The 14,656-nt window shown below is 64.3% G+C and carries 11 protein-coding genes; all 11 read left to right on the top strand.

Annotated features, from left to right (window positions below):
• The first annotated feature begins 2 nt into the window (after positions 1-2).
• The 11 genes from AC56K1_RS21980 to AC56K1_RS21930 all read left to right on the top strand — a co-directional run bounded on the left by AC56K1_RS21980 (position 3) and on the right by AC56K1_RS21930 (position 14,542).
• Positions 3-956: a VTT domain-containing protein gene (locus AC56K1_RS21980; protein WP_497159908.1), complete on the top strand. Its 954-nt coding sequence runs from the start codon at positions 3-5 to the stop codon at positions 954-956.
• A gap of 147 nt (positions 957-1,103) precedes the next feature.
• Positions 1,104-2,132 (top strand): glucokinase, encoded by a 1,029-nt coding sequence (locus tag AC56K1_RS21975; protein ID WP_497159907.1) that lies wholly within the window; start codon positions 1,104-1,106, stop codon positions 2,130-2,132.
• 420 nt (positions 2,133-2,552) lie between these two features.
• Entirely contained in the window at positions 2,553-3,320 is a 768-nt protein-coding gene (gene scpB, locus AC56K1_RS21970; protein ID WP_497159906.1) for an SMC-Scp complex subunit ScpB, read from the top strand.
• Positions 3,307-5,229, top strand: a complete 1,923-nt coding sequence (rluB, locus tag AC56K1_RS21965) for a 23S rRNA pseudouridine(2605) synthase RluB (protein WP_497159923.1) — start codon at positions 3,307-3,309, stop codon at positions 5,227-5,229. The genes scpB and rluB overlap by 14 nt, the downstream gene beginning before the upstream one ends.
• A 304-nt stretch (positions 5,230-5,533) precedes the next feature.
• Positions 5,534-6,022 (top strand): ribosome maturation factor RimP, encoded by a 489-nt coding sequence (rimP, locus tag AC56K1_RS21960; protein WP_497128168.1) that lies wholly within the window; start codon positions 5,534-5,536, stop codon positions 6,020-6,022.
• A complete protein-coding gene (gene nusA, locus AC56K1_RS21955; RefSeq protein WP_497159905.1) occupies positions 6,019-7,584 on the top strand; it encodes a transcription termination factor NusA in 1,566 nt (521 codons plus the stop codon). Before rimP ends, nusA begins: the two co-directional genes overlap by 4 nt.
• 46 nt (positions 7,585-7,630) lie before the next feature.
• Complete coding sequence (gene infB, locus AC56K1_RS21950) at positions 7,631-10,462, top strand: translation initiation factor IF-2 (RefSeq protein WP_497159904.1); 2,832 nt, start codon at positions 7,631-7,633, stop codon at positions 10,460-10,462.
• A 309-nt stretch (positions 10,463-10,771) separates the two neighbouring features.
• The gene (gene rbfA / locus AC56K1_RS21945) at positions 10,772-11,203 is read left to right on the top strand and encodes a 30S ribosome-binding factor RbfA (RefSeq protein WP_497159903.1); all 432 of its coding nucleotides are present in this window, start codon (positions 10,772-10,774) and stop codon (positions 11,201-11,203) included.
• Entirely contained in the window at positions 11,200-12,120 is a 921-nt protein-coding gene (gene truB, locus AC56K1_RS21940; RefSeq protein WP_497159902.1) for a tRNA pseudouridine(55) synthase TruB, read from the top strand. The genes rbfA and truB overlap by 4 nt, the downstream gene beginning before the upstream one ends.
• A 362-nt stretch (positions 12,121-12,482) precedes the next feature.
• A complete protein-coding gene (typA, locus tag AC56K1_RS21935; RefSeq protein WP_497159901.1) occupies positions 12,483-14,315 on the top strand; it encodes a translational GTPase TypA in 1,833 nt (610 codons plus the stop codon).
• 17 nt (positions 14,316-14,332) lie between these two features.
• Positions 14,333-14,542 carry a hypothetical protein gene (locus tag AC56K1_RS21930; RefSeq protein WP_497159900.1) on the top strand — a complete coding sequence of 70 codons (210 nt, stop codon included), beginning with the start codon at positions 14,333-14,335 and terminating at the stop codon, positions 14,540-14,542.
• Positions 14,543-14,656 lie beyond the last annotated feature (114 nt).

Genomic DNA, 14,656 nt, shown 5'->3' with positions numbered 1-14,656 from the left:
CGATGTCTTCCCTAGTCGACCTGCTCCAAACCTACGGTGTGCTGATTGTGTTCGGCATCGTCCTTGTCGAGCAGTTCGGCCTGCCGATTCCTGCCTTTCCCGTGCTGGTCGTGGCCGGCGCGCTGTCGGCCGACGCCAGGCTCAGCGGAGTGCTCTGCCTGCTGGCCGCGATGGGGGCCTGCCTGATCTGCGACCTGTTCTGGTTCCGCGCCGGGCGCTTCTACGGCAAGCGCATCCTGCGGCTGCTCTGCAAGATATCCTTGTCCCCCGATTCCTGCGTCAACCAGACCGAAGACCGCTTCCGCCGCTTCGGCGTCAAGTCGCTGCTGGTGTCGAAATTCGTCCCCGGCTTCAATACCATCGCGGCGCCCCTGTCGGGCGCGATCGGCACCCCCACCCGCCAGTTCCTCGCCTTTTCGGTCACCGGTGCGCTTCTGTGGAGCGGCACCGGCATTGTGTTGGGCATGCTGTTCCACGACAGTGTCGAGGGCCTGCTCGAACTGTTGGAAACCATGGGCGGCACGGCCTTGTCGGTGCTGGCCGTACTGCTGGCGCTGTTCATCGGCGCCAAGTTCGTCGAGCGCCGCCGCCACCGCGCGCGCGTCGCCGTGCCGCGCATCGGCATGGCCGAGCTCGAGGCCCTGATCGACGGCGGCCATGACCCGCTCATCGTCGACGCCCGCAGCCTCACCGCGCAAGACCTGGAAGCGGCGATCCCCGGCGCCCTGGTGTTCCACTCCTGCGCGCCCGGCCAGCTGATGGCGTCCCTCGACAAGGACCGCCACATCGTCGTCTATTGCAGCTGCCCGGGCGATGTGACGGCGGCCGAGGTGGCGCAGCAATTCCTGGCCAGTGGCTTCCACCGCGCGCGGCCCCTGCACGGCGGGCTGGAGGCCTGGCATGCCCACCACGGCGGATCGCTGGACGAGCCCGGTGTGAACCCGGCGCCATGCTAGATAGGTAGTCCGACTACTTCTTCGGCTCCGATGTTGCACCGCACACGAGGTCTGAACGCTACGTACATGTACCTAAACTACAGAAATAACTTGTAATTGCGTTACAAAGTTTAGTAAGCTCAGGTCATCGCATCCTGACTTGCTGCAATGACCGCTTTCCCTTCCAGCCCTGCCTCCCTCACGCCTGCCCACGCCGGCGGCGCGCGCCTGCTCGCCGACATCGGTGGCACCAACGCCCGTTTCGCGCTGGAGAGCGCACCGGGCCGTTTCGAGGCGATCGAAGTGTTGTCCTGCAACGAACACGCCACGCTGGCCGACGCTGTGCGCGCCTACCTGGCGCTGCCGCAGGTCGCCGGGCTCCATGGCGGCATCCGCCATGCGGCGATTGCCATCGCCAATCCGGTCGCCGGCGACCAGGTGCGCATGACCAACCACCATTGGGCCTTCTCGATCGAGGCGCTGCGCCAGGAATGCGGTTTCGATACGCTGCTGGTGGTGAATGACTTTTCCGCGCTGGCGCGTTCCTTGCCGCACCTGGGTGGCCAGAAGCGGCAAGTGGGCGGCGGCGCGCCCGAGCTGGATGCGGCCATCGGCCTGCTCGGCGCCGGCACCGGCCTGGGCGTCTCGGGCCTGATTCCGGCGACCAACGGTAAGCCCGGCTGGACCGCGCTGCGCAGCGAGGGCGGGCACGTGAGCTTTTCGCCCGTCAACGAGATGGAAGTCGCCATCCTGCAATACGCCTGGCGCGAGTTCGAGCACGTCTCGAGCGAGCGCCTGCTCTCGGGTGCCGGAGTGGAACTGATCTACCGCGCGCTGCTTGATCGCGCCGGCCGTCCCGGCGAGAGCCTGAGCGCCCCGGAAATCTCGCGTCGCGCCCTCGGCGGCGAGTGCGCGCTCTGCGACCAGGTCCTGGAAACCTTCTGCGGCATGCTCGGCACCGCCGCCGGCAACCTGGCCATTACCCTCGGCGCCCAGGGCGGGGTGTACATCGGCGGGGGCATCGTTCCGCGCCTGGGCCAGCGCTTCGTCGACTCATCCTTCCGCAGCCGCTTCGAGCAGCGCGGGCGCTTCTCAAGCTACATGGCGCAGATCCCGACCTACGTGATCACGGCCGATTACCCGGCCTTTGTCGGGGTGTCGGCGATGTTGTCGGAAAAACTGTCCGCCGCAGCGTAAAGACGCAAAAAAGGCAAATCCGCCACGGCACGGCGCCGTGGCATTGTCCGTTGGCCGGTTTTATCGGTTACAATGGCCGCCAATTGTCCGAAACCTTGTAGCTCACTCGCCTTGCCTGCTCGTGCCGAGCGCTGGGAAGCCTGCCTTCCCGCTCTGCCCCAGGCGATATGCGAGCCGTGTTCCGGCAGCGAGACCAACAGCTATCCGCCCGCCTGGCACGCGGGCAGCCGCGGCGGGCGCCAAGCCTGCCGCCATTGCCAGCCCGGCGCATCCAGCCCGGGCCCAGGATTCCAGTTTTTTTGCGCGCAGTTTCGTCGCACCGCGGCTTGTCAAGCCGGCGGCTGGCATCCGTGGTGGCGCCCGGGATGAGCATCCATTTTGTTTGATTTTCTTGCATTCGAAGCGTGACGACACCGCGACATGAATACTGACGAGGCCAAACGGGTCCTCGAGACCGCACTGCTGTGCGCGCGCGAGCCAATGACGATCCACGGCATGAAGAAGCTGTTCGCCGAGGTCGACGCGGGCGGGCGCCAATTGAATGCCGGCGTCGGGTCCGACACGATCAAGATTTTGCTGGAAGAATTGCGCCAGGACTGGCAGGGGCGCGGCATCGAAGTCGTCAGCCTGGCCTCCGGCTGGCGCTTCCAGAGCCGGCCCGAGATGAAGCCTTACCTCGACCGCCTGTCGCCCGAGAAGCCGCCAAAGTATTCGCGCGCCACGCTGGAAACGCTGGCGATCATCGCCTACCGCCAGCCGGTCACGCGCGGCGACATCGAGGAAATCCGCGGCGTCGCGGTGAACTCGCAGACGATCAAGATGCTCGAAGACCGAGGCTGGATCGACGTGCTGGGCCACCGCGAAGTAGTGGGGCGCCCCGCGCTGCTGGGCACCACCAAGCAGTTCCTCGACGACCTGGGACTGGCATCGCTGTCGCAACTGCCGCCACTGCAGGCGGTGGCGGACGGGCCGGACAGCCGCAGCCTCGAGGCGCTGGAAGCGGCGCTGAACGACAATTTTGACAGGGCGCAAGCGCGAGCGGACGCCGACGACACACATACCAAGACCGACACGGAGACCGGCGCAGCCAATGAGGCGCCGGTCGACCTCCCGATTTTTGACCGCGAGACGGCGGCAGCCGCTGGGCCAGGTCAGCACAATAAAGATACGAATGATGAACCCAACTGAACCGAACCAGACCATCCCTGACGACGCAGGCGAGGGCGCCGCCGCCAAGCCGAAACGCACCCGCAAGCCCGCCGCAGCCACTGCAGCTCCTGAAGGCGCGGTAGCAGCGGCGCCGGAAGCGGCGGCCAAGCCGAAGCGCACCCGCAAAGCCGCCGTGGCCGACGGCGCTCCACCTGCCGAGGCCGCAGCGGACGCGCCTGCCGTCAAGCCGGCGGCCAAGCCGCCAAAGGCGCGTGCCGCCCGCGCTGCCGCTGCCGAAGTCCAGCCTGCCGTGGAAGCGCCGGCAGCGGCGCCTGCCGCAGCTGCACCGCAAGCCGATTCTGAGCAGCGCAAGCCGCGCGGACCGCGCCAGATGCGCGAAAAGCGCCAGGAACGCGAACTGCGCCAGCTGGAAAACGCGCCGGCGGTCGAGGTCCAGCCTGAGGCCGGCGCCGAAGCACAGGCCGACGGCGAGCAGCCACAGGCCGGCCAGCGCGAAGGGCGCGGCCGCAACGGGCAAAAACCGGGCAAGCGCGGCCAGCCGAACGTGGCGGGTCAGCAGCAGCCTGGGCGCCAGGGCAAGCCGCAAGGCAAGGGCCAGGTCCAGGCCCGCCCGCAGCAGGGCAAGGCCGGCAAGCCGGGCGGCGCTGGGTCGAGCGACGCCGACGCAGTGTTCTCGTTCGTGACCTCGGACGATTTCGATACCAGCGAAGGCGGCCGCGGACAAGCGCAGCCCAAGGCCGTTCGCCGCGACCTGACCTCGGACGACGACGCGCCGAAGCTGCACAAGGTGCTGGCCGAAGCGGGCCTGGGCTCGCGCCGCGACATGGAAGACCTGATCGTCGCCGGACGCGTCTCGGTCAATGGCGAGCCGGCCCACATCGGCCAGCGCATCCTGCCGACCGACGCCGTGCGCATCAACGGCAAGCTCATCCAGCGCCGCGTCAACACCAGCAAGCCGCCGCGCGTGCTGGTCTACCACAAGCCGGCCGGCGAGATCGTCAGTCACGACGATCCGGAAGGCCGTCCATCGGTGTTCGACCGCCTGCCGACCATGAAGACCGGCAAATGGCTGGCCGTGGGGCGCCTCGACTTCAATACCGAAGGCCTGCTGCTGTTCACGACCTCGGGCGACCTCGCCAACCGCCTGATGCACCCGCGCTATAACATCGACCGCGAATACGCGGTGCGCACCCTGGGCGAGCTGGAAGAAGGCATGCGCCAGAAGCTCCTCGCGGGTGTCGAACTCGACGACGGCCTGGCCTCGTTCTCGAAAATCCAGGACGGCGGCGGCGAAGGCATCAACAAGTGGTACCGCGTGGTCATCGGCGAAGGACGCAACCGCGAAGTGCGCCGCATGTTCGAAGCGGTCGGCCTGACCGTCTCGCGCCTGATCCGTACCCGCTACGGCGCCATGACCCTGCCGACCGCCCTCAAGCGCGGCCGTTGGGAAGAGCTGGAAGAAAACGACGTGCGCTCGCTGATGACCGCATTCGGCGTCGAGAAGAAGGGTGCTGCTCCCGAGCAGGGCAAGGGCCGCGGCGGCAAGCCGCAGGCCGGCCCCCGTGGCGACGAAGCGCGCCGCAGCGACGGCAACCGTATCGACCGCGCCGACGCCAACCGCAACGTGGACCCTTTCGGTCCGCAGGCGGCGCGCGTGGGTTCCGGCCGTCCGGCCCAGCCTGGTGTTGTGCCGGCCGGGCGCGGCCCGGGTGGCCGTCCGCAAGGCGGCGGCCAGGGCGGCGCCAAGGGTGGCGGCAAGCCGGGCAGCTTTGGTGCTGCCCAGCAGCGCGGCAGCAGCCGTCCGAAGCAGCCGGATCCGCTCCAGACCACCTTCGGCTTTGCCGGCACCGGTGGCGGCGGCCGCCGCGGCGGCCAGGGTCCGCGCGGCTCCGAGCACGGCATGCCGCGCCGCGGCAAGCGCGGCTGATCCGGGAATACCGCCCGGCCGGCGCACATTGACTTGCGTCGCCGGGCATCGCAATGCCGTAGAATGCGACGCAGGCCCGATATGGTCACCCTGCCAACTGTTGCTTTTTGCTCTATTCCTCAGGCAATTCCAGCCCGGCGATTGCGAGAGGAGCAGTAAAGCTGTATAATTTGCAGCCTAATCAAAGTTCCTCCCATTATTTTCTTGGTGCGAGTGCTTTCATCTGGTTGGGTTGCAAATACAAAAGATGGGCAGATGCCCATTTTTTTTTTGGTAAATCGTTTTAACGCCCTGGAGAAGTGCCGTGCAGCAGTTTGATTTAATCGCCAAGACAGTCGCCAGCCTCGGTTACGAACTTGTTGACGTCGAACGCGGCGAGCGCGGGATCCTGCGCGTGTATATCGATTTCCCGGCGGATACCGTGGAAGAGAAGGGCCCGATCACGGTCGAGGACTGCGCCACGGTAAGCCACCAGTTGTCGCACGTGTTCACCGTCGAGAACGTGGACTACGAACGATTGGAAATTTCGTCGCCGGGCCTCGATCGCCCGGTGCGGACCCTCGCCGACTTTGCGCGTTTTGCCGGGCATGAATGCACGGTCAAGCTGCGCGTCGCGATGCCTGGTGCCCAGAACCGCAAGACCTTTACCGGGATACTGCGCGGCGTCGAGAACGACAAGGTCGGTTTGGAAATCGAAAATAAAGATGGCGCAGCGTTGTTGGAATTTACGCTGGCCGAATTGGACAAGGCACGTTTGGTGCCGCAGGTGGATTTTAGGAGTCGCAAAGCATGAGTCGCGAAATTTTGTTGCTGGTGGATGCGCTTGCGCGCGAAAAGAACGTCGATAAAGAAGTGGTTTTCGGAGCGCTCGAGTTCGCGCTCGCGCAAGCCACCAAAAAGCGCTATGAAGGCGAGGTCGACATTCGCGTGGCGATCGATCGCGACACCGGCGAATTCGAGACCTTCCGCCGCTGGCACGTCGTTCCGAACGAAGCCGGCCTGCAGCTTCCCGACCAGGAAATCCTGCACTTCGAAGCCATGGAACAGATTCCGGACATCGAAGTCGACGAATACATCGAAGACCCGATCGAGTCGGTCGACTTCGGCCGCCGCTTCGCCCAGGACACCAAGCAGGTCGTCCTGCAGCGCGTGCGTGATGCCGAGCGCGAGCAGATCCTGCAAGACTTCCTCGAACGCGGCGATTCGCTGGTCACCGGCACCATCAAGCGCATGGAACGCGGCGATGCGATCGTCGAATCGGGCAAGATCGAAGCGCGCCTGCCGCGCGACCAGATGATCCCGAAAGAGAACCTGCGTATCGGCGACCGCGTCCGCGCCTTCATCCTGCGCGTCGACCGCAACATGCGCGGCCCGCAGGTGATCCTGTCGCGCACTGCGCCGGACTTCATCATGAAGCTGTTCGAACTCGAAGTGCCGGAAATCGAGCAGGACCTCCTGCAGATCAAATCGGCTGCCCGCGATGCCGGCGTGCGCGCCAAGATCGCGGTCTTCACCAGCGACAAGCGCATCGACCCGATCGGTACCTGCGTCGGCATGCGCGGTTCGCGCGTGCAGGCCGTGACCGGTGAGCTCGGCGGCGAGCGGGTCGACATCGTGCTGTGGTCGGACGATCCGGCCCAGTTCGTGATCGGCGCCCTGGCTCCGGCCAATGTCTCGTCGATCATGGTCGACGAAGAAAAGCACGCGATGGACGTCGTGGTCGACGAAGAAAACCTGGCCATCGCGATCGGCCGTTCGGGCCAGAACGTGCGCCTGGCGTCGGAACTGACCGGCTGGAAAATCAACATCATGACGGCCGAAGAATCGGCCAACAAGGTGGCCCAGGAAACGGCAGCCATCCGCACGCTGTTCATGGAGAAGCTGGACGTCGACCAGGAAGTGGCCGATATCCTGGTGGAAGAGGGCTTTGCCAGCCTTGAAGAAATCGCGTATGTACCAATTTCCGAAATGCTGGAAATCGAGTCCTTCGACGAAGACACCGTCAACGAGCTGCGTACCCGTGCCCGTGACGCGCTGGTGACCGAAGCTATCGCTTCCGAGGAAGGCCTGGAAGGCATGGAAGAAGCATTGGTCAACCTCGAAGGCATGGACCGTACCACTGCCGGCAAGCTTGGCCTGGCCGGCATCAAGACGGTCGAAGCATTTTCGGCACTCGCCTATGACGAATTCGGCGCCATCCTGGCCCTGTCGTCGGAGCGTGCCGGCGAACTGATCAAGAATGAATTTAATGATGTGACCGACGATGAGATGAAGCTGGTCGACAGTAAATACGATGACCGCGCCAAGGCGCTGCAGGCGAAAGCCTGGAGCCTGGCAGAAACGGCCAAGGCGTAATTTGCAAATCTTTATCATCTCCGCGACACATAGAAAAGAGGACTGAATGGCGAGTAACAACGTAGCCCAATTTGCCACCGAACTGAAGATGCCTGCAGACCTGCTGCTGACGCAGCTGCGCTCGGCCGGCGTCGAAAAGAGTTCGACGTCAGATCCCTTGTCAAAGGATGATAAGGACAAGCTGCTGAACCACCTGCGCCGTACCCACGGCGCGGCGGAACCGACCGAAAAGAAAAAGATCACGGTAACCCGCAAGGAAACGACCGAGATCAAGCAGGCCGATTCCAGCGGCAAATCGCGCACCATCCAGGTGGAAGTGCGCAAGAAGCGCACCTTCGTGCAGCGCGACGATCCTGCGCCGGCACCGAAGATCGAAGCCGAGCCGGTGATCGACGCTGCCGAACTGGCGCGCCGCGAAGAAGATGCGCGCCGCCAGACCGAGCTGATCGCCCGCCAGGAAGCCGACTTGCGTGAAAAGCAGGAACGCCTGGCCAAGCTCGAAGCCGAGGAAGCCGCCCAGGCCAAGGTCGCCGAAGAACAGAGCAAGCGCGAAGCGGCCGAGCAGGCCAAGCGCGATGCTGCTGCCAAGGCCGCCGCGACCGCTGCCGCGGCGACCGCCGCCAGCGGCGCAGCCGACGAGAAGGCGCAAGCCGCTGCTGCTGAAGCCAAGAAGCGTTCCGAGGAAGCCACCCGCGAAGCGGCCGAACGTGCTGCCGCTACCGAGAAGGCCCGCAAGGCCGTGGCAGACGAAGTCGCCCAGATCAAGCTCATGATGAGCCAGCCGCGCCGCGTCATCAAGGCGCCGGAGCCGGTTGCCAAGCCGGCCGCCCCTGCCGCACCGACCGGTACGCTGCACAAGCCTGCCGCGGGCGAGAAGAAACCGGGCGACGTCAAGAAGACGGACGACAAGAAGCCGGGCGACAAGAAGTCGATCAAGTCGGCCAATGTGTCCTCGACCTGGTCGGATGACGCCAAGAAGCGCGGCGCACCGAGCGGCCCGAAAGGCCGTGGCGCACCTGCCTCTACCGGCCGTGACGGCTGGCGCAGCGGTGGCCGCAGTGGTGGCCGCCGTTCGCATGGCGATGACCGCGAAACCAATTTCCAGGCGCCGACCGAGGCGATCGTCAAGGACGTCCACGTGCCGGAGACCATCACGGTCGCCGAACTGGCGCACAAGATGGCTGTCAAGGCATCGGAAGTCATCAAGCAACTGATGAAACTGGGCCAGATGTGCACCATCAACCAGGTGCTGGACCAGGAAACCGCGATGATTCTCGTGGAAGAAATGGGCCACAAGGCATTTGCCGCTGCCGAGGACGATCCGGAAGCGCTGCTGGCCGACCAGGGCGAGCACGCCGAGTTCGAATCGACCTCGCGCGCTCCGGTGGTCACCGTCATGGGTCACGTCGACCACGGTAAGACCTCGCTGCTGGACTACATCCGCCGTGCGAAAGTGGCGTCGGGCGAAGCCGGCGGCATTACCCAGCACATCGGTGCATACCACGTGGACACCCCGCGTGGCATGATCACCTTCCTGGATACCCCGGGCCACGAGGCGTTCACCGCCATGCGTGCCCGTGGCGCCAAGGCAACCGACATCGTCATCCTGGTGGTGGCGGCGGACGACGGCGTGATGCCGCAAACGAAAGAAGCGATTGCTCACGCAAAAGCTGCCGGCGTTCCACTGGTGGTGGCGATCAACAAGATCGACAAGCCGGGTGCGAACACCGACCGCGTGACGCAGGAACTGGTCACCGAAGGCGTGGTGCCGGAAGAATACGGTGGCGAATCGCCATTCGTGCCGGTGTCGGCCAAGATGGGTACCGGTATCGACGACCTGCTCGAACAGGTGCTGCTGCAGGCCGAAGTGCTGGAACTCAAGGCACCGACCGAAGCACCGGCGCGTGGCCTGGTGGTTGAAGCGCGCCTCGACAAGGGCAAGGGCCCGGTCGCGACGATCCTGGTGCAGTCGGGTACCCTCAAGCGCGGCGACGTCGTGCTGGCGGGTTCCTCGTTCGGCCGCGTGCGTGCCATGTTGGATGAAAACGGCAAGCCGGTCACTACCGCGGGTCCATCGATCCCGGTCGAGATCCAGGGCCTGACCGAAGTGCCGAGCGCCGGCGAAGAAGTGATGGTCATGGCCGACGAGCGCAAGGCGCGTGAAATCGCCCTGTTCCGTCAAGGTAAGTTCCGCGACGTCAAGCTGGCCAAGCAGCAGGCCGCCAAGCTCGAGAACATGTTCGAGCAGATGGCCGAAGGCGAAGTCAAGAACCTCCCGCTCATCGTCAAGACCGATGTGCAGGGTTCGCAGGAAGCGCTGGTCGGTTCGCTGCAGAAGCTGTCGACTTCGGAAGTGCGCGTCCAGATCGTCCATGCGGCGGTCGGCGGCATCACCGAGTCGGACGTCAACCTGGCGGTCGCGTCGAAGGCGGTCATCATCGGCTTCAACGCCCGTGCCGACAACCAGGCGCGCAAGCTGGCCGAAGCCAACGGCGTCGACATCCGTTACTACAGCATCATTTACGATGCGATCGACGAGATCAAGACCGCACTGTCGGGCATGCTGGCGCCGGAAAAGCGCGAGACCATCACCGGCCAGGTCGAGATTCGCCAGGTCATCCTGGTCTCGAAGGTCGGCGCGATCGCGGGCTGCCTGGTCACCGATGGCGTGGTCAAGCGTTCCTCCTCGGTTCGCCTGCTGCGCAACAACATCGTCGTGTGGACCGGCGAGATCGACTCGCTCAAGCGCTTCAAGGACGACGCGAAAGAAGTCCGCGCCGGCCTGGAATGCGGCCTGTCGCTGAAGAACATGAACGATATCGTGGTCGGCGACGTCCTCGAAGTGTTCGAAGTCACCGAAGTGGCGCGTACGCTGTAATTCACGCACTTGGCGTAACATGGGGCCAGGACGCTTCGCGGCGATGCCGCGGAGGGGCCTGGCCCTTGTTTTTATTGGATGGCTCAGATGCGTTGAACGAGTCACCTTCGCATCCGCCAGCCCCTAACTGTTGAACCGTCGTACCGGCGAAGCCCGGTACCCAATTTCGTGCCGCTGCCTGTATCTTCAAGCCCGGCGGTTTTGCACGCAAACTTGGATCCCGGCCTTCGCCGGGATGACGGAGCTGAGTGCGGTGACTGCAATAGAGCTGTCACCGTATCAACCACACAAGAACAAACAAGCACCATCATGGCAAAACACAGCAAAAGCATCCCCCAGCGCGGCCTGCGCGTCGCCGACCAGATCCAGAAAGACCTGTCGGAACTGATCGCCTACGAACTCAAGGACCCGCGCATCGGCATGGTCACGATCAGCGAAGTGCAGCTGACCCCCGACTACGCCCACGCCAAGGTCTTCTTCACCCTGCTCAAAGACAGCAAGGAAGAGATCAAGATGACCCTCGAGGGCCTGTCGCGCTCCGCCGGCTACCTGCGCAACCTGCTCGGCAAGCGCCTGCACATCCACACGCTTCCCGCATTGCATTTCGTGCATGACACCTCGACCACCCGTGGCCTGGCCATGTCGGCGCTGATCGACCAGGCCAATGCGGTGCGCGCGGCCGACGCCGAGCCGGATGCGGTTCCCGATACCGCGGCAGATACGAAGCCAGAATCCGAGTGAGCGCGCGTCCTGCCAAAAAGCCGCGCGACCTCGTCGACGGCGTTCTCCTGCTCGACAAGCCGGTCGGCCTGTCGTCGAACGACGCGCTGATCAAGGCCAAGCGCGTGCTCAACGCCAAGAAGGCCGGGCATACCGGCACGCTGGATCCGTTCGCTACCGGCCTCTTGCCGCTGTGCTTCGGCGAGGCGACTAAGTTCTCGCAAGACCTGCTGGAAGCGGACAAGAGCTACGAAGCGACCGTGCACCTGGGGATCATGACCACCACCGGCGACACCGAGGGCGAGGTCATCGAGCAGCGCGACGTGGAGGTCACGCGCGAGCAGATTGAAGCGGCGCTGGCGCGCTTCCGCGGCCCTATCCTGCAGGTGCCGCCGATGTATTCGGCGCTCAAGCGCGACGGCAAGGCCTTGTACGAATACGCGCGCGAAGGCATCACGCTCGAGCGCGACGCCCGGCCGGTAACGATCCACGGGCTGTCGCTGGTGGAATACAACGCGCCTTTCCTGAAGATCCTGGTCACCTGCAGCAAGGGCACCTATGTGCGCGTGCTGGGCGAGGACATCGGCGCGGCGCTTGGCTGCGGCGCCCACCTCAATGCGCTGCGCCGCATCGAGGTCGGTGCGTTGACGACGGCGGGCATGGTGACGCTGGACGAGCTGTTGGCGCATCCGGAGCCGATGTCGCTCCTGATGCCGGTCGATGCGCTGCTCTCGAGCTTCCCGGCGCTGGAGCTGACGGCGGAGCTGGCGACGCGCTTCCTGCAGGGGCAGCGGCTGGCGCTCGGCAAGGAGGAGATCGTCGTGCCAGACGAGCAGGGCAGGGTGCGCGTGTACCACGCCGAGCGCCTGCTCGGCACTGCGCAGTTGGGGGAGTATTCGATCCTGGCCCCGGAACGGTTGATATCCACCGTCTCGTAGGGTGGTGCGGCGCCACCCGGGAGCGGATTGGCCTGGAGCTTGAATGCCGCCCACGCGTTCAGCCAGGGCAAGAGAGCCTGCGCGTCAATTCATCCGTGTGTTGAACGCGTGGGCGGCGCAAGGGGCGCGATTGCATATCGAGCGCGGGGTGTAGCCGTCCACCCTGTGGTCAGCGCCGGATCATGTGCTGTCGCCAAAGCATCGAAATTCCTGCGCTTCCCCCGCCGGCCCGCCTAGATTGCGCACTATCCGTGCTATACTAGTCGGTTCCAGTAATCTGCAATACCGTATCAGCAGCACCCGGCAACAGTCAGCAGCAGCACTCGTACACTTTCGTACAACACGCAACTTCTCGAAAATTCATGTCAAACACCAAACGCGCGATTCGTAATATCGCAATCATCGCCCACGTCGACCACGGCAAGACCACTCTCGTGGACATGCTGCTGCGCCAGTCGGGTACCTTCCGCGAGAACCAGGCCGTCGAAACCCGCGTGATGGACTCGAACGACCTCGAAAAAGAACGCGGCATTACGATTCTGTCGAAGAACTGCGCCGTTGAGTACGAAGGTACGCACATCAACATCGTCGACACCCCAGGCCACGCCGACTTCGGCGGCGAGGTCGAGCGCGTGCTGTCGATGGTCGACTCGGTGCTGCTGCTGGTCGATGCACAAGAAGGCCCGATGCCGCAGACCCGCTTCGTGACCCGCAAGGCACTGGCCCTGGGCCTGAAGCCGATCGTCGTCGTCAACAAGGTCGACCGTCCCGGCGCGCGCGCCGAATGGGCCATCAACCAGACCTTCGAACTGTTCGACAAGCTCGGCGCCACCGACGACCAGCTCGACTTCCCGATCATCTACGCCTCGGGCCTGAACGGCTACGCCGGCCTGACCGAAGATGTCCGCAGTGGCGACATGAAGCCGCTGTTCGACGCGATCCTGCAACACGTGCCGGTCCGTGACGACAATCCGGAAGGCCCGCTGCAGATGCAGATCACCTCGCTCGACTACTCGTCGTACGTCGGCAAGATCGGAATTGGCCGCGTCAACCGCGGCACCATCAAGACCGGCCAGGACGTCATCGTCATGAACGGTCCTGACGGCACCCCGATCAAGGGCCGCATCAACCAGGTGCTGAACTTCAAGGGCCTGGAGCGCGTGCTGGTCGACGAAGCCGTCGCCGGCGACATTTGCCTGATCAACGGTATCGACGAAATCGGTATCGGCTCGACCTTGTGCGCACCGGACACCCCGGAAGCGCTGCCGATGCTGACCGTCGACGAGCCGACCCTGACCATGAACTTCATGGTCAACAACTCGCCGCTGGCTGGCCGTGAAGGCAAGTTCGTCACCAGCCGCCAGCTGCGCGAGCGCCTCGACCGCGAACTGAAGGCCAACGTTGCCCTGCGCGTTTCGCCAACCCCGGACGACACCGTGTTCGAAGTCTCGGGTCGTGGCGAGCTGCACCTGACGATTTTGCTGGAAAACATGCGTCGCGAAGGTTTCGAGCTGGCTGTGTCGCGTCCACGCGTGGTCTTCAAGATGGTCGATGGCGTGCGCCACGAGCCGTTCGAGAGCCTGTCGGTCGACGTCGAAGAAGTCAACCAGGGTGGCGTGATGGAAGAACTGGGCCGCCGCCGTGGCGACCTGCAGAACATGGAATCGGATGGCAAGGGCCGCGTGCGCCTCGAGTACCTGATCCCGGCGCGTGGCCTGATCGGCTTCCAGGGCGAATTCATGACCCTGACCCGCGGCACCGGCCTGATGAGCCACGTGTTCCACGAGTACGCACCGGTGGACAACACCAAGGGCGAAATGGCCGGCCGCCGTAACGGCGTGCTGATCTCGCAGGATGACGGCGCTGCCGTCGCCTACGCGATCTGGAAGCTGCAGGACCGCGGCCGCATGTTCGTGTCGCACAACGACCCGGTGTACGAAGGCATGATCATCGGCATCCACTCGCGCGACAACGACCTGGTCGTGAACCCGATCAAGGGCAAGCAGCTGACCAACGTGCGTTCGTCGGGTACCGACGAAGCCGTGCGCCTGGTGCCGCCGATCCAGATGTCGCTCGAGTACGCCGTCGAGTTCATCGAAGACGACGAACTGGTCGAGATCACCCCGAAATCGATCCGCCTGCGCAAGCGCTTCCTGAAAGAGCACGAGCGCAAGAAGGCGAACCGCGAAGGTTAATAACCTTTGATGGTGTCGTGAAGAACCCGCTGCTTGCAGCGGGTTTTTTTATGGGCGTTCGAGCCGTCGAGCGTCGTAGGGTGGCAGATTCTGCCCACGCGTTCAAATCACGCATGAAAAGCGGCGGAGCGATTATTCCACGGCTGGCTGAACGCGTGGGCAAGGAACCTGCCCACCCTACGGGGCGCGATATGCAAGCTTCGCCAATGAAAAAAGCTCCCGAATGAACTGAACCCCAAAAGTTGGACACCAACTTTTGGGGTTTTTTCATGTCGAAGTACAGTGAGCAATTTAAGCTCGCCATCGTCCAGCAGTACCTTTCCGGCACTGCGGGTTACAAA

The organism is Telluria sp. ZB4P37, from assembly GCF_059685855.1.
The sequence above is the reverse complement of the archived record's forward strand: the minus strand, read 5'-3'. Positions and strand labels throughout refer to the sequence as shown.